General features: G+C 68.3%; 19 protein-coding genes. 11 read left to right on the top strand and 8 right to left on the bottom strand.

Annotated features, from left to right (window positions below; all coding sequences use genetic code 11):
* Nucleotides 1-53 precede the first annotated feature (53 nt).
* Nucleotides 54-881, bottom strand: coding sequence for an aminoglycoside phosphotransferase family protein (locus OHS16_RS17215; protein WP_443042635.1), 828 nt, complete (start codon nucleotides 879-881; stop codon nucleotides 54-56).
* Nucleotides 882-955: 74 nt separating this feature from the next.
* Between OHS16_RS17215 and OHS16_RS17210 the strand changes: the two genes are divergently transcribed.
* The 3 genes from OHS16_RS17210 to OHS16_RS17200 all read left to right on the top strand — a co-directional run bounded on the left by OHS16_RS17210 (nucleotide 956) and on the right by OHS16_RS17200 (nucleotide 4,870).
* Nucleotides 956-1,663, top strand: coding sequence for a rhomboid-like protein (locus OHS16_RS17210; protein ID WP_328538091.1), 708 nt, complete (start codon nucleotides 956-958; stop codon nucleotides 1,661-1,663).
* Nucleotides 1,660-3,048, top strand: coding sequence for an NAD(P)/FAD-dependent oxidoreductase (locus tag OHS16_RS17205; protein WP_328538090.1), 1,389 nt, complete (start codon nucleotides 1,660-1,662; stop codon nucleotides 3,046-3,048). The genes OHS16_RS17210 and OHS16_RS17205 overlap by 4 nt, the downstream gene beginning before the upstream one ends.
* A 175-nt stretch (nucleotides 3,049-3,223) precedes the next feature.
* Complete coding sequence (locus tag OHS16_RS17200; RefSeq protein ID WP_328538089.1) at nucleotides 3,224-4,870, top strand: hypothetical protein; 1,647 nt, start codon at nucleotides 3,224-3,226, stop codon at nucleotides 4,868-4,870.
* A gap of 31 nt (nucleotides 4,871-4,901) precedes the next feature.
* On the opposite strand, the gene OHS16_RS17195 is transcribed toward OHS16_RS17200, so the two are convergent.
* The 5 genes from OHS16_RS17195 to OHS16_RS17175 form a co-directional block, all read right to left on the bottom strand.
* Nucleotides 4,902-5,360 (bottom strand): hypothetical protein, encoded by a 459-nt coding sequence (locus tag OHS16_RS17195; protein ID WP_328538088.1) that lies wholly within the window; start codon nucleotides 5,358-5,360, stop codon nucleotides 4,902-4,904.
* Nucleotides 5,357-5,623, bottom strand: a complete 267-nt coding sequence (locus tag OHS16_RS17190) for a hypothetical protein (RefSeq protein WP_328538087.1) — start codon at nucleotides 5,621-5,623, stop codon at nucleotides 5,357-5,359. Before OHS16_RS17190 ends, OHS16_RS17195 begins: the two co-directional genes overlap by 4 nt.
* 5 nt (nucleotides 5,624-5,628) lie before the next feature.
* Nucleotides 5,629-7,059: a C2 family cysteine protease gene (locus tag OHS16_RS17185; RefSeq protein ID WP_328538086.1), complete on the bottom strand. Its 1,431-nt coding sequence runs from the start codon at nucleotides 7,057-7,059 to the stop codon at nucleotides 5,629-5,631.
* Nucleotides 7,059-7,388 (bottom strand): hypothetical protein, encoded by a 330-nt coding sequence (locus OHS16_RS17180; RefSeq protein ID WP_328538085.1) that lies wholly within the window; start codon nucleotides 7,386-7,388, stop codon nucleotides 7,059-7,061. The genes OHS16_RS17185 and OHS16_RS17180 overlap by 1 nt, the downstream gene beginning before the upstream one ends.
* A 93-nt stretch (nucleotides 7,389-7,481) precedes the next feature.
* On the bottom strand, nucleotides 7,482-8,018 hold the full coding sequence (locus OHS16_RS17175) for a MarR family winged helix-turn-helix transcriptional regulator (protein WP_443042634.1): 537 nt from the start codon (nucleotides 8,016-8,018) through the stop codon (nucleotides 7,482-7,484).
* Between the two features lie 385 nt (nucleotides 8,019-8,403).
* On the opposite strand from OHS16_RS17175, the gene OHS16_RS17170 reads away from it, so the two are divergent.
* Complete coding sequence (locus tag OHS16_RS17170; protein ID WP_328538084.1) at nucleotides 8,404-10,359, top strand: chloride channel protein; 1,956 nt, start codon at nucleotides 8,404-8,406, stop codon at nucleotides 10,357-10,359.
* Nucleotides 10,360-12,409: 2,050 nt separating this feature from the next.
* Here OHS16_RS17170 and OHS16_RS17165 read toward each other — a convergent pair.
* The gene (locus OHS16_RS17165) at nucleotides 12,410-12,973 is read right to left on the bottom strand and encodes a GNAT family N-acetyltransferase (protein WP_328538083.1); all 564 of its coding nucleotides are present in this window, start codon (nucleotides 12,971-12,973) and stop codon (nucleotides 12,410-12,412) included.
* On the bottom strand, nucleotides 12,970-13,737 hold the full coding sequence (locus OHS16_RS17160) for a GntR family transcriptional regulator (RefSeq protein ID WP_328538082.1): 768 nt from the start codon (nucleotides 13,735-13,737) through the stop codon (nucleotides 12,970-12,972). The genes OHS16_RS17165 and OHS16_RS17160 overlap by 4 nt, the downstream gene beginning before the upstream one ends.
* Nucleotides 13,738-14,219: 482 nt before the next feature.
* On the opposite strand from OHS16_RS17160, the gene OHS16_RS17155 reads away from it, so the two are divergent.
* From OHS16_RS17155 to OHS16_RS17125, 7 genes are all read left to right on the top strand, one after another.
* Nucleotides 14,220-14,483: a DUF6284 family protein gene (locus OHS16_RS17155; protein ID WP_328538081.1), complete on the top strand. Its 264-nt coding sequence runs from the start codon at nucleotides 14,220-14,222 to the stop codon at nucleotides 14,481-14,483.
* Nucleotides 14,480-15,520: a DUF2637 domain-containing protein gene (locus OHS16_RS17150; RefSeq protein WP_328538080.1), complete on the top strand. Its 1,041-nt coding sequence runs from the start codon at nucleotides 14,480-14,482 to the stop codon at nucleotides 15,518-15,520. Before OHS16_RS17155 ends, OHS16_RS17150 begins: the two co-directional genes overlap by 4 nt.
* On the top strand, nucleotides 15,520-15,858 hold the full coding sequence (locus OHS16_RS17145; RefSeq protein WP_328538079.1) for an RRQRL motif-containing zinc-binding protein: 339 nt from the start codon (nucleotides 15,520-15,522) through the stop codon (nucleotides 15,856-15,858). The genes OHS16_RS17150 and OHS16_RS17145 overlap by 1 nt, the downstream gene beginning before the upstream one ends.
* Before the next feature lie 19 nt (nucleotides 15,859-15,877).
* Nucleotides 15,878-16,348, top strand: coding sequence for a hypothetical protein (locus OHS16_RS17140; protein ID WP_328538078.1), 471 nt, complete (start codon nucleotides 15,878-15,880; stop codon nucleotides 16,346-16,348).
* A 312-nt stretch (nucleotides 16,349-16,660) separates the two neighbouring features.
* On the top strand, nucleotides 16,661-18,499 hold the full coding sequence (locus tag OHS16_RS17135) for a helix-turn-helix domain-containing protein (protein WP_328538077.1): 1,839 nt from the start codon (nucleotides 16,661-16,663) through the stop codon (nucleotides 18,497-18,499).
* A gap of 94 nt (nucleotides 18,500-18,593) precedes the next feature.
* Entirely contained in the window at nucleotides 18,594-19,454 is an 861-nt protein-coding gene (locus OHS16_RS17130) for a bifunctional DNA primase/polymerase (protein WP_328538076.1), read from the top strand.
* The gene (locus OHS16_RS17125) at nucleotides 19,447-20,922 is read left to right on the top strand and encodes an ATP-binding protein (RefSeq protein WP_328538075.1); all 1,476 of its coding nucleotides are present in this window, start codon (nucleotides 19,447-19,449) and stop codon (nucleotides 20,920-20,922) included. The genes OHS16_RS17130 and OHS16_RS17125 overlap by 8 nt, the downstream gene beginning before the upstream one ends.
* Nucleotides 20,923-21,151 lie beyond the last annotated feature (229 nt).

The raw sequence follows: 21,151 nt of genomic DNA, 5'->3' as shown, positions 1-21,151 counted from the left end.
CGGGAACCCGCGCCGCCTCGACGCTCCGCGCAGGGCACGCACCCGAAGCCCCCTCACCGCGGGCCCTTCACCCCCAGCGCGCCTGCGATCTCCCGCATCTCGGCAGGCAGCGAACGCTCGCCCTGCCCGACCGCCCACAGACAGTTCTGCAGCACCCGGCCCAGCGTCCAGGCGCGTGCCCGCTCCCGGTCGAGGCCGAGGGACCCGGTCAACACATCGAAGCGGCGCGGCAGCAGCCCTTCACCGAGGCGGTTCCACAAGGCGGGCATCAGCTCGAAGCCCGGATCACCGGCCAGTGGCTTCGGATCGATGACCAGCCAGGGCTCCCGCCCGGCCGCCAGCACATTGTCGAAGTGCAGGTCCCAGTGCAGCAGCCGGTCCCCCGGCTCACCCGCCACTTCCCGCACCGCCGACGCACAGCTCCTCAGCAGCCGCCGGTCCCCCTCATCGGCCAGGAGATCCACCGCCTCAGGTACCTCGTCGAGCATCCGGGCCGCGATCTCCCCGAGCCGGCGCATTCCCCCGGGAGCCGGGCGGCAGGTGAGCCGCGCGAGCAGTCCCGCGATGATCCCGGTGGCCTCCAGCACATCCGGAACGCACGCCAGCGGGCGGCCCTCGTCGAGGCGCTCGAGGAGCAGCGTCCCGGTCGCCGCATCGGCATCGATGAGCCGCACGGCCCCGTCCCCCGCCCAGATCCGCAACGCGACCGGCTCCCCCACCGTCTCCTCGTCGACATGCTGCATCTTCAGCGCGGCCCGCGTCCCGTCGGACGTACGCACCACCGGCAGCACGACCGCGACCCGCCCGCGCATCGGCGGCCCCTCCTGGCGCAACCCCCAACGCCGGAGAAAATCCGTCCCGCCGGCCGACATTCCGGTCATCGTCCGTTCCCTTCCGTCATCCGTCCGGCGCGTGCGCGCCGCGCCCCGAAGCCGCGGCCAGCACAATCGGCATCATGACCCGCGCCGCCACCGCCGTCCGCTCGTTTCTGCGCAGCGCCCCCGGCACCTGTGTCTGGCTGCTGGTCCTGCTCTGCACCACCATCGCCCTGCACCAGATGTCGCCGGGGTCCGCGAGGGACTTCCTCGGCAGGCGCTCCACCAATATCCATGAGCTGTCCGTCCATCCGGTCCGGGTGCTGATCCAGAGCGCGATGTGGATCGACAGCGGCCACTGGCTCCCCTATGCCGTGCTCTACGCCGTGTTCCACGCCGAAGCCGAACGCTGGCTCGGCACCGCTCGCTGGCTGGCGGTGGCCGCCGGCGCCCACATCGTCGCCTCCTTCATCAGCGAAGGCGCGCTCCTGTGGGCCATCCGCATCGGCCAGGCCCCCCAGTCCGCCGTCAACACCCTTGACGTGGGGGTGAGTTATGCCCTGGCCGGCATCGTCGGTGTACTGACCTACCGCATCGCACCGCCCTGGCGCTACGGATATCTCGCCGTCGTCCTGACCCTCTGCACCACACCGCTGATCATCGGCCGCACCTTCACCGACCTCGGGCACTTCATCTCCGTCCTGACCGGCCTCGCCTGGTACCCGGTCACCCGCGGGCGCCCGGTACGCAACCCCCGAGGCGCGCTGCGGGCAGCCTGGCGCTACGCTCCCGGCAACCGCCGGCGGGACACCGAGCGGTCCGGATCCAGCAATCAGAGGCTTCTATGAGCACCGTCAACGGCGGCATATCGTTCTGGTACGCGGACCAGGGCACACCCCTCGCACGCGAACCGCTGCCCGGCGACGCCACAGCGGACGTGGTCATCGTCGGCGGCGGCTACACCGGACTGTGGACCGCCTACTACCTCAAGAAGGCCGTGCCCTTCCTGAGCATCACCGTCCTGGAAGCCAAATTCTGCGGATACGGCGCATCGGGCCGCAACGGCGGCTGGCTGTACAACGGCATCGCCGGGCGCGACCGCTACGCGAAACTGCACGGCCACGACGCCGCGGTCCGCCTCCAGCAGGCCATGAACGACACCGTGACCGAGGTCATCACCACCGCCGCCGACGAGTCCATCGACGCCGACATCCACCGGGGCGGTGTCCTCGAAGTCGCCCGCACACCCGCCCAGCTGCAGCGCCTCAAGGACTTCTACTCGGTCGAAGTGGCCTTCGGCGAGAAGGACCGCACCCTGCACGGCGCCCGCGAGACCGCCGAGCGGATCAGGGTCACCGGCGCGGTCGGCTCCACCTGGACACCGCACGGCGCCCGTCTGCACCCCGTGAAACTGGCCAAGGGGCTCGCCGAGACCGTCGAGGCCCTGGGCGTCACCATCCATGAGTCCACCCCGGTCACCGAGATCCGGCCGAAGCACGCCATCACCCCGTACGGCACGGTCCGCGCCCCCTATGTGCTGCGCTGCACCGAGGGCTTCACCGCCGGCCTCAAGGGCGCCCGCCGCACCTGGCTCCCGATGAACTCATCCATGATCGCCACCGAGCCCCTGCCCGAGTCCCTCTGGGACACCATCGGCTGGGAGGGCCGCGAAACACTCGGCGACATGGCCCATGCGTACATGTACGCCCAGCGCACCGCCGACAACCGGATCGCGATCGGCGGGCGGGGAGTGCCGTACCGCTTCGGATCGAAGACCGACAACGACGGCCGCACCAGCCCCGCCACCATCGAGGCGCTGCGCGAGATCCTGGTCCGCTTCTTCCCCACCGCGGCGGGCGTACGGATCGACCACGCCTGGTCCGGCGTCCTCGGCGTCCCCCGCGACTGGTGTGCCACCGTCACCCTGGACCGCTCGACCGGTCTCGGGTGGGCCGGCGGCTACGTGGGCTCCGGCGTCGCCACCGCCAACCTCGCGGCCCGCACCCTGCGCGACCTGATCCAGCAGGACTCCGGCCAGTCGGGGCCCACCGACCTCACCACCCTCCCCTGGGTCAACCACAAGGTCCGCAAGTGGGAACCCGAGCCACTGCGCTGGCTGGGAGTCCACGGGATGTACCGGGCCTACCGGGCCGCCGACCACCGCGAACTCACCCGGCACGGCACGACCACCGACCGCATCGCCACCATCGCCGACCGCATCGCCGGACGCTGAACGGCCAACTCCGCTTGTCCGGTGGGTCCGACGGTCACCGTCGTCCCGATATCGGGAGTTCGGCGCACCCCCATTCGTGGTAAACACACAGGAACGGGGCGTCGCCGCAGGCACCGGCCCGCGATCAATGGGGGAGGGCGCGCCGAGGCGCGCCCGACGACTGGGGGGAGTCGCCATGTCCGGGGACCAGCAGGACAGCGCAGAAAACGAATCCGACCGGCGGGCCGGATTCGGCCCGCCGCCCGGGCCCGGCGGATACGGCGGCGCCGGGTTCCCCTTCGGTGCGCCGCCGCCCCCGCCCGTACCGCCGCGGATACCGCCCGGGCCCGCCGATCCGCTCCGGGCCGCCGCCGTGGCGTTGCTCAACCTCAGCGGCCTCGGACTCGGTTACGCCCTCATCCGCAACTGGCTCGCGCTGGCCGCGTGCTGGATCGCGACCGGCATCCTGCTGCTGGTCGCCCTGCCGGCGGACCCGGACGGCGTCCCGGGGGCCGCCCTGCTCGGCTACCTCGCCGTCCTCGTACTTGCCGCCGTGCACGGCGCGGTCCGCGGCCTGCGCACCCCGCTGTCCTGGCCGCCCAGGGCCCCGCTCGCCGTACTGCTCGGCGTGGTCCTCCTGGCCGTCCCCGCCGGCGGCGTCGCGTCCTACGACGGCGCACGCGACGAGGCCACCGAGCAGATGCTGCTCGACCGCCTCGACACCGCCGACGAACTGGTCACCACCGCCGCCGCCAAACCGTTCACGACCGCGCGGCCCGACTACCGGACAGCGCTCGTCACCTACCACGACCTGGATGCCAACCACCCGGACTCCCGCGCGGCCGGACGGGTCCCGGCCAGCATGAAGGCGTACTACGCAGCGGTCGGCACCCCGTACAGCCGGCAGAAATACTGCGACGCGATAGAACCGCTGACCTATCTGCGCACCGTCCCCGGCACGTTCGGCAGCAAGCGTCTGGGCTCGCTGGCCGACTGGCCGGACGATCGCCTGGCCACCTCGCTCTACACCTGCGGACTCGCCGGCCTCGGCACCGAAGGTGACGTCGCGTCACCGACCGGGAACCTCGGCGAACTGCTGGCCACCTTCCCCGGGTCCCCGCAGGCCGCCAAGGTGGAACCGGCCGTCAGCTCCGCGATCGGCAAGGCCGCCAAGGATGTCGCAGGCGACCAGCCCTGCGCGGCCACCGACCGGCTGCGCACCCTCGGCAGTCAGGCGCGCCAGCTGCAGAGCGGAAAGACCGGCAGTGCGGAAGCGCTGACCAGGGACGCCGCCGACGCCGACCGGAAGGTCCAGTCGGGTACGTACGCATGCGGCGTCGACCAGTACAAGGACGGCGACTTCGACGCGGCGCTCACCACGATGAACGACTTCACCGGCACCTACCGGCACGACAGGAACCGGGCGCGCGCCCAGAAGATCGCCATCGCCGCCGAGATCGCCAAGAAGGAGCCGGCCGCGGGCACCCACCTGCCCTCCCTGGCCTCCGGCGGCGGCATCCCCGTCACCATAAGCAACGACAGCCCCGACAAGGTCGAGATCCTCTACACCGGACCCGTCACCGGCAGCTTCGAACTCAAGGCGTGCGGCAGTTGCTCGACCTACTCCAGCGACGTCTCCGCGCAGCTCAGCGCCTGCAAGGGCAGCAAGAGCTACCCGAAGAGGACCATCACCCTTCCCCCCGGCACCACGTACTTCCTGCACAAGTCCGCGGACAGCTCGGTGACCACCGCCGGAAGCAACAGCGCCAGGATCCGGTCCGGTTACACCTACACGGAATGCGCCTACGTGGTACGAGGCCTGGGATCGGGCTACTCCTCGTAGCGCCCCTCCCCGGCCGGACCGGCCGCGCGTTTCAGGACGCGACCGGTTCGGCCCGGACGTCGACGGCGTCATGGGCCGGATCACCGACGCGCCAGATCCTGAGAATCTTGATCGTGACGCCGTAGTCGGTGATCGTGTCCCCCTGCCTCACCGTATGGAAGTGCGCCTTGCCGGTGTCACCGCCCACCAGCACATCGATCCGGGCGGTGTGCGGCGCCGTGCCGTCGTAGCGCTTGAGCAGTCCCAGTCCCACCTTGGTGCCGTCGGCGAGAGTGACCCCACCGGTCGGATCGGAGGGGTTGCCCACCGGTATCACCGTGAGGCGCTGCACACCGGCAGCAGGCGAACCCAGGGGCGGTGGCCGGTCGGCGGTGCCGTTGTGCGCACCGGAGGACCTGGAAACGACGACACCCACGACGGCGGCGGCCACGGCCAGCAGCACCACCACCGGGATGATCCACCGGGCACGACGGGAAGGGCTGACTCTCACTGCTGGGGCTCCCGGTCGAGGGTGAAGGCGATATGGCCGTCCCTGGTACCGGGGACCACCTCGGTGAAGACGAGGACATGAACGCCGATACGAATTTCGTCGCCGACACGGACATCCCGGATCTCGCCGTAGTCCGAACCGCGGTCGACGATGTTCAACCGGGCGTACGGATCCTCCGGGTCGGTGCCGGTCCGCACGATGCCCAGCGTGAGGTCACCGTGGCTGAACTGGCCACGCCGACCGAGGCGGAAGGTCTCGGGCATGGGGGTCAGACTCCCGTCCTGGTGAGGCCGATTTCGTCGAAGTTCCTGCGGTACTCGTCCTGGGTCAGAGTGATCTCCTGCGGCATGACCTTGCCGTTCTCCACGCCCCCACTGCCCCAGGGATTGAGCAGAGTGATGGTGGGGGGATCAGCGTTCATGTCGACCCGCTCCACGGAGTACTCATGTCCGCTGACGATACGGTCGTCATGCACGTCCCCGTCGCCCCGGGTGCCGGAGGTGACGGCCTGGCCGTCCTTGATCTTTTCGCTGATGTCGGACAACGACAGGTCGCCGGTGTCCGTGCGTTGCGTGGGCTGCCCGGTGAGGTCACGCAGACCGACGTCGCCCCAGCCGCCGTCGATCTTCCCGTAGCCGCCGCGGTACTGCGCGTACGCCTTCTCGTAGATCGCCACCCACATCACCTGATCGGGCGCTTTGGCGTACGCCGGGCCGCCGTCGGAACCCGTGGGCAGTCTGTTGTCGACGGTGATCTCGACGGGCCGCGCGGGCATCCCGGGGAGCGGGCCCTGCTGGTAGAAGGTGACGGTGTACGTCCCGTTCGGGTTCTGCGTGATGTGCTGCTGGAAGAACGACGGGTCCCGCTCGGAGATGGCGGCGAGCGAGGAGAGGAACCAGCAGTCACCGTCCTGGCCCTGGTGCAGGTCGTGCTTGATGTCCACACCGTTCGGGCCGAAGAGTGTGCCGTCCACGGGCTGGTACTTCAGCCCGTCGGTGTACTGGGTGTCCGAGTCGGGCTCGAACCGCAGGTTGGACAGCTCGGGTGTGATCCTGGCCAGCGTGGCCGGACCGAGGCCCTTCGTCAGCATGTTGACCCACTGGGCCTTGACGCTGCCGTCCGCGCCGCCCGCACCCCACCACGAAGAGCCCTCGCCCAGCTGGCTGTTGAGCTGCTGAACCTGCTTTGGGGTCATACGGCTCATCACTGCGTCGAGTTCGGCGGGCGACAGGGCCTTGAAGTTGTCCAGCACCTCCTGCGCACCCTGAGCCGAGTTGGACCACAGGAAGCCACCGGAGTCGTCGATGTGGTCATCGAAGTACGAGAGGGCGTCATCGATCTTCTTCTGGTCCGGCGCGGACTCGTCGTCGAAATACAGGCTGGGGTCGACGTGATAGCCCTTGAGCTCCAGCTGCTGAATACCGTCTATCTGGGCGCAGCGCCGGGACAGCGAGGCCGACGTGTCGTCGAGTTCCGGGTGGAGCGATGCCGGCAGCCCCGAATAGAACAGCGGCAGGATCTGTCCGACCAGGGGTTCAAGCCGCGGACTGGTCGTCGCCGGTTTCCCGTCCAACAGGCCCTGCGCCTCCCGCAGAACACCCGCCACGTCGCCGTGCAGCCTGCGGGCGCCCGGCCCGATCTTCTTCATATGGCCGGCCATGGCACGTATCTGCCCACTGTCGAAACCGCGGAAGGTCATCAGTGCTGCCCTCCGGGCTTCTTGGCGGCCTGTTTCGTCGCCTCGTTCTCGATCCGGCCGGCCTCGGACTCCCAGCGGGCCACGTCCTTCAGGAGGTCATCGGCCATGTCGCGCAGATACCTCTGGCGCTGAGCCAGCGTCACTGTGGTGCTCTCCGCATAGGGACCGGCCCATATGGGGGGCGCGGCGGTCGCCTGGTTCACCGTCTGGTCCAGATACGGTCCGAGCGCCCCCGCCAGTCCACGCGCGCGGCGCGCGCAGTCCCGCAGTTTTGTTGCCCGTTGCTTCATCTGCTGAGGCGTCTCGGCCTGCGCGTCCTGGTGTGCCACCCGTTCCCCCGTATCCCGTCCGGTCTCGGACTGCCCAAGGATCGTACGGGGCAACGTCATTGGCGGCGACGACGGCGGGCACCCTGCGGGTGTTCAGAGCCCGGTGCCGTCCATGAGCACATCGCGGACGGCGGCTGCGGGCGCATCCGGGCCGTCCGCGGCCTCGGTCAGCGCCCGCAGGCCGACGACAAGGCCGGACCGCACATCGACGGGCAGCCGGTCCACCAGTGCTGCGATCTCCCGGTGCCGGTGCTCCAGAACGGTGGCCACCAGACCCGCGCCCTCGTCCGTGGTGCGGAGCACGACCTCCCGCCGGTTCTGCGGGTTGACCTTGCGGTTCACCAGGCCGCCCGCCTCCAGCCGGTCGACCATCCGCATCGCCGTCGACGCGTTGACCCCCAGCGTGGCCGCCAGCGCCGCGAGCTTCACCGGTCCACTGCTGTCGAGCACCACCAGCGTCCGCAACTGCGGAAGGGTCAGCGCGCTGCCCACCTCGGCGAGCGCCCGCGCCGAGAGCCCGACCAGCAGCCGCGCGGCCGCCATCACCGCCGCTGTCACCTCGTCGGCGGTGTCCTGCGTATGACCGGTCACCCCGGCCCGGCCGCCCGGCCCCTGCGGCTCGCCTGTCATCGGTCCGTCCACCGTTCTGCTCACCCGGCTGCCCATGGCACGGTCCACAACTCGGCCAAGGCGCGCGGCTCATTGAACTGCCGGTCGCACTGCTCATCGGCCGCGACCATCATTGCAGTCTGCAATGGTAGCGTTGGCCCCGTCGTTCCATCACCCCAGTATCCGGGCATCCACGTACGGCGCCGCAGCGCGCCGCGGACCGCCCACACCGTTCTGCCGCCCTCCGCACGGGGCATCGGCAGCTCCCAGGGCAATGACGCCCGCCCCGCCATCGCGTGAGCCACCCGCAGGCGCCGGCACCGCACATCCGCGGACGCCGACCGCCTCGTCCGTGCGCGCCCGTGACGGCACTGCCCCTGCCTGCACCGTCCCACGGAGGTACCCCGTGACCACACCCGACCACGCCCGGAAACCGAACCACGGCCCCGGCGAACGGGCCTCACCGAAGCTGTCGGCCAAGCCGCATCCCGCCGCGCGGAAGATCGCCGGGCTGGGCGACTTCCACGTCCCGCCCCGGGTCGCACTGATCGCCGTACTCGCCGTGCCGGTGGGCGTGGCGGCCGCCCTGGTCGCGGTGGGCCTGCTCAAGCTGATCGCCCTGTTCACCAACCTCTGCTTCCACGGGCAGTTCTCCTTCGGCGCCACCACACCCGGCTCCACCTCGCACTGGTGGCTGATCCTCCTCATGCCCGTCGCCGGCGGCCTGGTCATCGGGGTGATGGCCCGCTACGGATCGGAGAAGATCCGAGGTCACGGCATGCCGGAAGCCATCGAGTCGATCCTGGTCGGCGGCAGCAAGGTGCAGCCGCGGCTGGCCGTCCTCAAACCGGTGTCGTCGGCCATCGGCATCGGCACCGGCGGACCGTTCGGCGCCGAGGGACCGATCATCATGACCGGCGGCGCTGTCGGTTCGATCCTCGCCCAGTTCCTCCACGTCACCACCGACGAACGCAAGACGCTGCTGGTCGCCGGGTCCGCCGCCGGTATGGCCGCCACCTTCAACTCCCCGCTGGCCGCGATCCTGCTCGCCGTCGAACTGCTGCTCTTCGAGTGGCGTCCCCGGTCGTACATCCCCGTCGCCGTCGCCGCCGTCGTCGCGACCCTGGTCCGGGGCCCGATCCTGGGTACCGCACCGCTGTTCGGCGGCGCCCACGTCCCGGCTCACCTGCCGATGTCCGCGTACGGCCTGTGCGTGGTCTCCGGACTCGCCGCGGGCCTGCTCGCGCTCGGCGCGACCGCCATCGTCTACTTCTCCGAGGACATGTTCGCCAAGCTCCCGCTGCACTGGATGTGGTGGCCCGCCATCGGCGGCCTGATCATCGGCACCGGCGGACTGGTCGAACCCCGCGCCCTCGGCGTCGGATACGACGTCATCGACCAACTCCTCACCGGCCGGGCCACCGTGGGTCTGATCGTCGGGATCCTGGTGGTCAAGACCCTCATCTGGGGCCTCTCCCTCGGTTCCGGTACCTCCGGCGGCGTTCTCGCCCCGATGTTCATGATCGGCGGCGCGCTGGGAGCCGCCGAAGGCCTCGTCTTCACCACGGTGAGCCCCGGCTTCTGGGCTCTGGTCTCACTGGCCGGCGTGCTGGGCGGAGTGATGCGCTCCCCGCTGACCGGCATCGTCTTCTGTCTCGAACTGACCCATGAGATGAACGCGATGCTCCCCATGGTGATCACCGCGTCCTCCGCCTACCTGCTCTCGGTGATCGCCCTCAAGCGGTCGGTCCTCACCGAGAAGATCGCCCGCCGCGGACTGCACCTCACCCGGGAGTACTCGGTGGATCCCCTGGAGGTCCATCTCGTACGCCAGCTGGAATCCCCGATCACCGCCACGTTCCGTACGGACGAGACCGTGGCCGACATCAAGCGGGAACTGGCCGCGCCCCGGGGCAGCCACGATGTCGCCGGATTCCTCGCCCAGCGGCTCTACCCGGTCATGGACCCGGCCGGACACCTGGCCGGTGTCGTCACCCGCTCCGACTTCCTGGACAGCGCCCCGGACGACCGCACCCCGCTGGGCGCACTCGCCAGGCCCGCGGTGACCGCGTACGACGACGAAACGCTCCGGACCATCGCCAACCGGATGGCCACCCACCACGTCACCAGGGTCGTGATCATCAACCGTGACAACCCCGACCGGCTCGAAGGCCTGCTGAGCCTGCGCCAGCTGCTGGAGGCCCGCCGGATCGACCAGCACGAGGAGCATCACGCGGAACGCTTCCTCACTCTGGTCCCGCGGCGCTTCCGACCGGCCACCGCACCCGCCCCCAGCCTGGTGGTGGCCCACTCGGACACGGTGGTGCCGGAGCAGCGGGACGCGGTGACACAGGAGGCATGAGGCCGGGCAAGGGGATGAGCGGGCCCGGGCCACGGGCCGCGACCGGCATGTCCCGATGACCACCGCCCGGACAGCCGCGCGGCCCGCTCCCGACGATCCCGCCGCATCCTGTGACGACGAAAGCCCAGGTCAGATGACATCTGACCTGGGCTTTCACAGAGCCTCCTGTCGGATTCGAACCGACGACCTACGCATTACAAGCTGTCCGGGCTTGTTCCAAGAAGGTCCACAGTAGTCCGCTCATGGCCTCGCATCGCAGGTCAGGCAAGGTACTGGACCACCATGGACGAGTACGGCCGGTGCCGGATAGGGCATCAACCGAGACTAGAACTGAGACTGAACTTGGCGGTCCCCGCCGACCAGTCGAGTGGAAGGCCGCTGCTGCGCGAGGACTTCACTCACCACCCCCATTGCGGATGCAGTCTGAGTTCGAACAAGTCGACAGACCTGGCAGGTACAACGGCTCGCCAGAGCTGCCGGTGTTGGACCGAACCCAGTCCAACGTCTGCTTGCCACCACAGCTCTGGCACGGCGCTGGCTCGTAGTTGGGGATCTCCGTCTTGACGTACTCACGGTCTTCGTCGGGCATACCTCGACGGTAAGCCTGTGCGCCTCTTGACGCCCTTCGAGTCCGTGGTTCCCCCGGCCTGGAGGGACCGAGTGCCGAGGTTCGTCAAGCCCACCTCGGAAGCGTCCTGCACTCGCTACTTCTGCTGCCCCGGGAGTGATCTAGTAAGGGCACTTTCGATTGTCCCCCTTGCGGTACTCGTCCCGGGAATCAGCGTTAGCGCCGCAGTAGCAATTAGAAATACGCGAACAGAACTCGCCGCTTCATTCGCGCCCGGCAGCAGAGGTATAACTACCGCGAACAACATCATCGCAACAGCGGGAGCCACATGGCGAGCCACGCGGGACAAGCGAGAGGACCGTGAAACGTCTGGCGCACTCTCCACGAGTCCAGGAAGGTTTCCGTCGATAGCCAAGAACAGCCCCGCAAGCATGGCGTCGCGAATTTCCTTGTGCTCTTCCGCACTATTGGCTACAGCGAGTTTCCGAGCAAGACTACGCATAACTGCGGCGACTTTCGCGCGATCGGATCTTATTTCGGAACGCAGCTTCTTCTCATGCTTCCATGTGAACAGTAGTGGAGTCGAGTCGGCTTCTACACTACCTGCTGCATTATACATGCTAGCCCGAACACGCATCCTGAAACGACGGTCGTCACACCCCTCGAACCGGGACATAAAGAATAGCGCAGTTGTGGCATCAAAAAGGCAGCAGACCAACCTATCAAGCACGCGCACAGTCCCGGGCGTGGAGCGAATGAATAGGCAGCCCAGAAAGACCAAAGAGAGCTTTCCAGCGGCATACCCAATCAGGATGTTGGAAACAAGCATAGTCAGCCAGCCGGCGGGCCATTCCCCCCAATATTCCCAAACAGTTAGCGCGGAAAGACCCGCAAACCCTGACCATGCCAATGGCAAGTAATGATGAAATTCCTCAATTGGTGGTCGCCTATTTTTCACCCGCTCTAAGCGGCTAGCACGCGTCCGTCCGGTATAAACCCGAACTATCGCGTACCTTCGCTGAAACATCAGACCGAGAAGTGAAAACCCAATAGCTACAAATCCCAAGACGAGCTCGGGGGCACCGAATGAGCCCGCGCCACCCTTCCCGTGTGGTGCCAATTTTCGTAGCGAATCATAATTCGCAAACACGACCAGGGCGCCATCTCCCAGTATGATTAGCGCACAACACAGAGCGCACGCCCATCTCTCTTGATCACGCAATCGTCTGGGATGAACCAAACACCGGACGAGCGCCTCATTAACAGCCGCACCGACTTCACGAAAGCGAGCGCCGTGCACTTCCTCTGCTAAGAAAGACATGCGCTGCCAGACCGTATTTCTTAGCTCATAGAGACGTTCTGTAAGCTCTTCGTCCGCAGAGTCGCTTGTGGCCTGATTGTCGATCACTATCCCCCGGGTCGCTGGCGCATTCATGGACTAAACACACTTGCAGGACACGTCACAGTGAATCCGTACTCAAGCTACGGACCACAGCCTCTTTGGCAGGGGGGTTGGTCCGCGAAGCCATGGTCGGCCGGTCGCGCCGCCCGCTGCGCCAGCCATCCGGAGACCCTAGGTCCTCCATTCACCGCTGCCCCCTCATGGACCGTACGTACATGCTCGAAGCCATGCGCAAGGTAGTACCGCTGGAGTGCCCCATTTTCGGTCCAGGCGTCCAGCCGAAGCCACTGCGCGCCTGAGCGATGCGCGCGATCGCCAGCCCAGTCGAGCAGTCGGCCGCCCAGATCCTGACCGGCGTACTCTCGGGCAACTGTCAGCTTATTGACGAACATTGACGGCTCGGTGAGCTCGTTGTCCGTCCACAGCCCTGCTTCAGCATCCGGGGTGAGCGTGATCGTGCCCGCAGTCGTATGGCCGTCCCGGAGCATGAACACCGTCCCCGCCTCGATGGTGGCCAACAGCTTGTCAGCGGGGTACGGACGGCTCCACTGATCGGACCCAAGACCCCGCAACCAAGCCGCCGCCTCCTCGCGAAAGGCAAGCAGCTTGGTCACGTCGTGCGGTTCAGCAACAGCGATGATCACGCGTTCTCGCTTCGGGCGGCCAGTTCGCCAATCTCGTAGTTCATGCGATTCAGGTCCCCTCGGAACGTCGTGATCGTGCATCGGATCGGGCGGTCTGTCGAGTAGCCCGTTCGCGTCCAGATCATCACCGGCACTCCAGCTCCGATCTCCAGGAGGCGGGCCTCCTCCGGCGTGGGCATCCGAGCTGCGATCTCGTCGAAGTACCCGACCTGCTCGATCCCCCGCGATGACAGGTAGCGAGTCGTGCCCTCCTCGATGTCTCCTGGCTCAGCCAAGCGCGGTGAGACGTCGACCAGCCACGACGGATAGTAGGTCGCCTGCGTGGACCAAGGGACGTCGTCAACGTAGCGATGACAAAACCGCAACACGGCCTTCGTGCCCGCAGGGACCTTGAGCCTTTCAGAGACATGGTTCGAAGCTGGCAGCATCTCCACCCGGAAGGTCTGATGGGGCCGGCGGCCGGCGTTCGTGACGTCTGTGCTGTAGGCATCCCCGTTCTGAGGGAAGGTCAGATTCTCGAATCGGGACGCGTTCAGCTCGAACACCTCGTGCGACTTGACCTCGTACCCCAGCCCTTGGCTGGACGTGATCAGACCTTCACTGACCAGCAGGCTTAGCCCGTTGCGAACCGTGTTCCTGGACGCGTCAAACCGCTGCTGCAAGTCGTTCTCCGAGGGCAGCCGCGCCCCCGGCGCGTAGGTGCCGTTGTCGATCTCGCGGCGCAGGATGTCAGCGACTTGCCGGTACTTCGGCTGCTTGGTCATAGCCCCATCATGACGCACTCGCGCAACTTGTTGGTACATGTAGGCGCAACCCCCTTGACGTCTCACTGTCCGTGGGTGCAGCATCACTGCATCAGCTTGTACCAACAAGTTGAGCAGGTGGTGCAACACCATTAAGCATGTCTGCCTGCACTGACAGTGCTCGGTGAGTACCCGTGAAGACGGGAGCCCCTGATCAGAGGGCTACCAGGCTCATCGGAGCGGCCGTTCTTTGACAACTGAATGGGGATCACGCCGCCTCTCCTCGGCCAAGTAGGCGGCCTCGCGGGTTCTCCCGCGTGACGTACAGCGCAACCCCAACCCTCCGCAGCTCACCTGCTGCGGGCCGGTTGCCTCCGCTGCTCGTCTCGTACGAGCAGCGCTGAGGGGAGCCGGATCTACCGACTTCAAACGGCGCGCGGCCCCGGTGCTCTAACACCGGGGCCGCTGTTCGGGCCGAACCTGTCTGAGAGGAACACGACCCAATGAAGTACATCGTTACTGTTCAGGACGCTGTTACCGCATTCGAGCCCTGGATGGAGCCGACGGATGCGGAGCTGGACGCGATCGAGACCGAGATGCCGGTCATCCTCGCGGACATCGAGTTGATCGACGCTTACATCATCACCATGGACCGGGTGCCGTCCGAGCTGGACGCGCGCCGAATGCGCAGGGCCCGTCGTCGGGCGCTGGCCGCGCGAGTGGAGCTGACCCGCCAGTCAGCCAAGCGCAAGGGCATCGGCGCATGAGTGCGCTCGGCTCCCTGTCTCCGGAGCAGATCCGCTCCGCTGAGAAGACGCTCTCGTACGGGACGTGGGCCATCACCGCCGGTGCGGTGTTGTTCTCCGTCCTCACCGTCACGCCCCTGGTCGAACGGGTCACCCCGGACGGATGGGAGCCGACAGCGCCGATCCTGCCGCTCGTGGTCGACACGGCCGTGGTCATCGTGGTCCGTCTCGACGCGACCGTGGCCCGGCTCGGGGGAAGTTCCGGTGCGTGGCCGGCCGTGCTGCGGTGGATGACCGGCCTCATGACGCTGCTCCTGAACATCGGGGACAGCGCGTTGGACGGTGACGCGGTCGGTGTCGCGGTCCACTCCGTGGCGCCGCTCCTGCTGATCGTCACCGCTGAGGCGGGCCTGGCCTACCGGCGGGCGATCAACCAGGCCGTGGAGAAGATCGAGCGTTCACGGACCGCTGAGACCAAAGAACGTGAACAGCAGCAGCAGGCCTACCGTGAACGCGAACGGGCGGACCGTGAACAGCGTGAACAGTCCGCCCGGGATCACGCCGAAAACCTGGAACGAGAACGTGCCGAGCGGGAGGCTTCCGAGCGGACCGCAGAGCGCGACCACAACGCCCGCATGGAGCGTGAACGCCTCGACCGCGAGGCTGAGACCCGTCGTGAGCAGCGCGAATACGACGAGCGCGTCCGGCAGAACGCGCGACAGCACGAGGACGCGGTGCGGCGTGAACAGCGTGAACAGGCGGACCGTTCACGGAGCGAGCAGCAGGCCCGCGAGGTCGTCTCACTGACCACCCGCGAGGCAGTCGAGCGGCAGAGCATGAACACCGTGAACGGCGGCGTGAACACCGCCGTGAACAGTCGCCCGACCCCGTTCACGAAGATGCCCGAGGACGAAGCTCGCGCCCACCTCCGGTCGTTCAGGGAGGGCGAGAAGTCGGTGCGGCAGCTCGCGGAAGACACCGGCTGGTCCGTCGGCTGGGTCAACAACCGTCTGCGCGAGAGCGCGGAGGACAGCGAACCCGCTGAGGCTGCCGTCTGATGGCCGCGCTACCGGTCTACCCCTGGCGCCTCGCCCCGGACGGTATGGCCACCCGCCGCCAGCTCCGTGCAATGGGGCTACGTCCGGGTGGTCAGGACGTGGCTGCCGAAGTCCAGCGCCCCCGTCGACGGCGGGGCCCGCTGGTCGCCTACCTCTATCGCATCGACAAAGCCAAGTCGGTCCGGCCGATGACGCCGGGCCGCGCCGCTGCGCTGGCTAAGGCGATGCGGGCGCGCCGGACCTGTCCGAACTGCTGCCGGGATGCCGGGTACTGCATCCCGCGCTCACTCGGCATGTGCGTGCCCTGCGCGGACTCCCCCAACCAACACCCGGCTTGACCAGCGAGAGGACCACTTCGTGACTGCCGCCGAATACCGCGAGACCGCCATGGCACCCCTCACCGGGTGGCCAACCATCCCGGATACGCCCCTCACCGGCGCGGTGCGACTGCACGGCGAACAGGGCACCGTCGTCTACGTCCCCGGACCCGACGGGTCCATGGTCGCCGTACTGCGCGAGCACCTGCCGAGTGCCCCCGCCGCCTACCAGCCCCGGGACCTCACCCCGCAACCCCTGCTCGACCCCCGGGCACAACGCCTCGCGGCCGGCGGACTGCTCGCCGGGGGCGCCGGATTCGGGGCCGGTCAGCTGCTCGTCGGTGCAGGCCAAATCGTCAGCGCGTTGGCCGGTCTCGGGTCGGTGGTGATGTGGGTGGCGATCGCGGTCGTCGCCTCCCGGCTCGCACCGGCTCTGCTCGGCGCCAGCCGCCCCGCCACGGTTCATCACACCACGGTCAACAACCGGTGGTTCGGCCGCTCCACACACTGAACCGCTCTACGCCCCGCAGAAGCCCTGACCCCCCTCGCATGTGGGTCGAGATCCCCCGGGTCGTGAACGGCCTTACAGGGCCCCTTGAGGGGGTTGCACGGCCCCATTTTCCGCCGCTCTCGCGCGCGGGCGCGTAGGGCCCCACCCCTCCCCACCGCTCAACTCTGCAACTTCGCAGGTCACAGGTGGTTGCAGCGGTTCAACCGGGGCTGTCGACGCAACCGACAGCCCCGCCCCCCTGCAACTCGGGCGGGCCGGTGACGCCACGCAACGGCGCACCGGCCCTCATCCACGGTCTTGGAGGACCCTTTCGTGGACTGGAAGCAAGCATGGTCGACCACCGCCAACACCACCAACAACGCGCTGGATTCACTCGCGCCCGTCTGTGTTCCGTTCGCGGTCCGCTGGGACCTTGAGGCGGACCGGCGGGACAAGCTGCGCACCCCGGAGCACCTCAAGGCGCTCATGGCGGCGCAGAAGGAGCACAACGCCGCACGCTCCACACAGGCCACCGCCAAGTCGCAGCAACTCACCGCGCGTGCCGCGTCGAACAATCCGTTCGCGGCCGGCCGCCGCGCCGCGCGGGTGGCGAGCAAGGCAGCCGCGCGGCACGAGCGCGACACCCGGGCCAAGCTCAAGGCGGCGCGGGTGAACTACCCGAGCACGCTCAAGGCTCGGGCGATTCAGGCGCACGCGCTGCACGCCGTGCCCACGGTCGTCACGTCCGTGGTCATGTCCGGCTCGCACCTGACGCTGTGGCCGGCCGCCACGTCGGCCGTGCTGGTCGGCGCGAACGTGGCCGGTCTCGCGCTCGGTCGCCGCACGCTGCGAGTGCCGGTGGACGAGTCCGTCTCGCTGGAAGAGCGTCAGCTCATGGAACGGCTTGACCCGTCGTACTGGGTGGAGCACGCCCCGGACCGTGGCCTGTCGGGCACGGTGACAACGCCCCCGGCCATGGAGCCGGGCGGCATCCGGTGTGAGATCCGTCTGGATGGCACGTGGACGGTCAAGTCGCTTGCGGACAAGGCCGACTCGGTTCGTGCGCTGCTCGGGGCGCGCACCGCGTTGCGGATACGGATCACGTCCGCCTCGCGCGGCGGCTGGGCCGTGCTGAGTCTGGCGACTCGGTCGGCAGCCGCGGGCGTTTCCTCGCTGTGGACTCCGGACCGGATCCCGTCCGATCCGATGGCGATGAGCCTCGGTCTGGACACCGAGACAGGGGATGAGGTCCTGATCCCGTTCGATGAGCGGCTGTTGGTGTCCGGCGCGTCCGGCACCGGCAAGTCCTGGTCGTTCCGCCCGCTCATGGCCACCGCGCACCTGCGCGGTGACCTGCTCCTCATCGACGGCAAGGGCGAAGAGGCCAACATTTGGGAGCACTCGTGCCGCGTCGCCGTGGAACGGGAGGAGATCACGGACGCGGTGGACGACGCGCACGCGGAGATGACCCGCCGCAAGGTGGACATGAAGAAGCGCGGGATCAGCGTGTGGGACGGCCGTCAGCTCACCGTCGTCGTGGATGAGGGACAGGTGATCCTGGCCCTGATCATGAAGGACAAGGACCGGCTGCAGCGGCTGATTGAGCTGTCCTCGCTGGGTCGCTCGCGCGGCGTCGTTCTGTGGTGGGCGACGCAGTACCCGCTGACCGATGGCGGGGCGCCGGGCGTGCACAAGCTGATCGCGCCGAATCTCCTCACCAGGTTCTCGCTGCGGGTGGCTGGCACGACACAGGCTCAGGTCGCGCTCGACGACTGCGCGCACTACGCGCCGCACCAGATCCCCGACGGCCGCGAGTACCGGGGCCACGGCTACCTCAAGGGCTACGGTCCGCGCATGCTCCGCACCTGGACCCTCGACGACGCGGGCGTCCGCGCACTGCCCAAGTCGATCTGGACCCCGGAGCAGTCGACCGGCGGGCAGTCACCGCGACCGCTGCACCTGGTCAAGGAGACGGCCGCACCGTCCGGGGCGAGCAACCGGGACAAGGTACTGGCCGCTGTGCAGGCCGATGCCCGGACGGCCAGGGACGTGGCCGACCGGACCGGCCTCAACAAGGGCACCGTCTCCCGCGAGATCAAGGCCCTCACCGCGAACGGAGCCCTGCGCAGGACCGCAGACGGCCTGCTCCTGCCCGGCAGCCAGGCGGCCTGACCACCCCCGACGAACGACAACGGCGACCCCCTTCCGGCAAGAACCGGGGCCGCCGTCAATCCAGCACGCCTATAACGAACTGGAGACCTCCAGCATGACCCAACCGACCGACATTCGGCGAGACCACCCGCCCACCGCGCTCTCCCTCGCAGCCTCCGGGGTGCCGGTGCTGCCGTTACGAGCGGGGAAGGTGCCGTTCGGGAACTGCCCGGCCTGCACCAAGAACGCCTGCGGTGGCCGCCCGAACATGAAGACCCCCGGACCCTGCACCTGCCCGAGCCCGTGCCACGGCTGGGCCGCCGCCACCACCGACCCGAACGTCCTCAACTCGACGCCGTGGGTGCGAGCGTGGCGGGAAGCGGCGGGCGTGGCCTACCACCCTGGCGGCGCTGGCCTCACTGTCGTGGACCTGGACAACGCGGAAGCCATCGCGTGGGCTTGTGCGACCCTGCCCGCCACGCGGACCGTCCGGACGACCCGTGGCGAGCACTGGCTCTACCGGGGCGCCATGCAGGGCGCCAACGGCGTACGCCCCGGCGTCGACATCAAGTCGACCATGGCCTATGCCCGGTGGCTCGGCCCCGGCACCGGACCCATGACGGCCTTGCCGGACGTCGTGCGCGCCTTGACCGTGAGGGAGCCAGCCCCGGCCCGCACGGTATCCGTCACGGTGCCCGCCATGGGCAGGGGTGCGTGCCCTCACCGCACGCCCACCTATCTGGATCGTGGGATCGCTATGGCGGAGCAGCGCATCACCGAGGCACGTGAGGCGGTGCACGCCACCGTCTACCGGACGTTCCTCGCGGTGCTGTCCACGCACGGCCGGTGCGGCTGCCTCACTGAGACGCACACCGCGCGGCTGTTCACCGCCGCGCAGGCCAAGGGCGAATCGCCCCGGCACTGCGCCGATGCGTGGACCAACGCCCTGACCACGTTGGGACTGAGCCATGTCTGAGGACGACAAGACGCCCGCCCGCGAGGTCATCGCGGACTACGCGCAGGAGCACTTCCGGTACTTCCGTACCGCTGACGGGACCGTGTACGCGCAGAAGAACGGCCACCCCGTCGCCCGACCGATCCGCTCCCAGGGCACCACCGGCAGCCACCGCCAGGAACTCATGGTCGGCCTGTACAGGGACGGTCGCGGCGCATTCAACGGGTCCGCCATCAAGGAGGCACTGGACTTGATCGAAGCACTCGCACTGACCGAGACCGTCCAGCCGGTCCATATCCGCGTGGCCCCCGGCTTCGACGGGGCGACGTGGCTGGACCTGGGACGCGACGACGGGCAGTCCGTCCGCATCCACCCCACCGGCTGGGACATCCTCACCCCCGACCCCCACGAGGTTTGCTGGCGGCGCACGCAGCTCACCGGCGAACTGCCCCTTCCCATCAAGGACACCGACGGCAAGGGCATCGACCTGCTGATGCGGCTGTGCAACTTCGCCAACGCGGAAACCGAGTGCCTGGCCATCGTGTGGCTGATCGGCTGCCTCGGGCCCTCGGTGCCGGTCCCCGCGCCGTTCCTCACCGGACCGCAGGGAGCGGGCAAGTCCACCGGAGGCCGGATGCTCACCAGAATCATCGAGGGCATGAGCGGTGACCTGCGCCGGGCACCGAAGGATGAGGAAAGCCTGATCGCGGCCGTAGCGGCGGGATGGGTCACCGCCCTGGACAACCTCTCCCACGTCACACCGGACCTGTCCGACGCGATGTGCTGCATCGTCACCGGCGCCGAGAGCGTCAAGCGGGCCCTGTTCACCGACGGGGACGTGTTCCGCGTCGGCTACCGCCGGCCCCTGCTTCTCACCGGCATCGACGTCGGTGTCATCCGCCCCGACCTGGCGGACCGGCTCCTACCGCTGCGATTGGAGCGGCCCCGCGTCCGACGCACCGAGGCCGAACTCTGGGCTGACTACGCAGAAGTGCTACCCGTGGTCCTCGGCTCGCTCCTGGACCTCACGGTCAAGGTCCGCGCCGTGGAGGCCGAGACCCCTACCGACCTGAGGATGGCGGACTTCGCCCACCTGTGCGCGCAGTTCGACGCAGCAACCGGGCTCGGGGCGCTTCCCGCGTACCGGGCGAGTCTGGACGACCTGAACGACGACGTGATCGAAGGTGACCTCCTCGCGCAGACCGTCCTTCTGCACGCCGAGACCATCGAACCGGGCACGGCGCAGCGGATGACGTCGACCGAGTGGCTTGCCTGCCTCAGCAGCCTCTACAGCAACGAGGGTTGCCGTCCCCTGCCCAAGGGATGGCCGACCACCGGCAAAGTCCTCTCGGACCGCCTCAAGCGCCTCCAGCCCACCCTTGCGGCTCGCCGTGTCGTCGTCGACGCGGGGCGTACCAAGGCGGGCCGCTACCTCGAAATGACCCGCACTCTCCCCCCGGCCCCGCACGAACAGTCGCGGGCGTTCTGACCCGCGATCCGCAGGCTCAAGCGAACGGCAAGAGGAGCACGTGCTCCTCTTGCTGTTCGGCGGAACGCCGCCCCCAGGTCGCGCCGCGCAGCGGCTCGTTCTTCGCTCTGTAAGGCGCACCCAACTACAACAGGCAGCCCCCTTCTTTGTCCTAAGAAGGAAGACGCTGCGTCACCCGCGTCATCCGCTCCGGAAAACGGCTGCTGACCTGCGACAACAGCGGTGACGC

This window comes from Streptomyces sp. NBC_00344, from assembly GCF_036088315.1.
Classification (GTDB): Bacteria; Actinomycetota; Actinomycetes; order Streptomycetales; family Streptomycetaceae; genus Streptomyces.
Note: the sequence above shows the minus strand (reverse complement) of the source record. Positions and strands in the feature narration are given on the sequence as shown.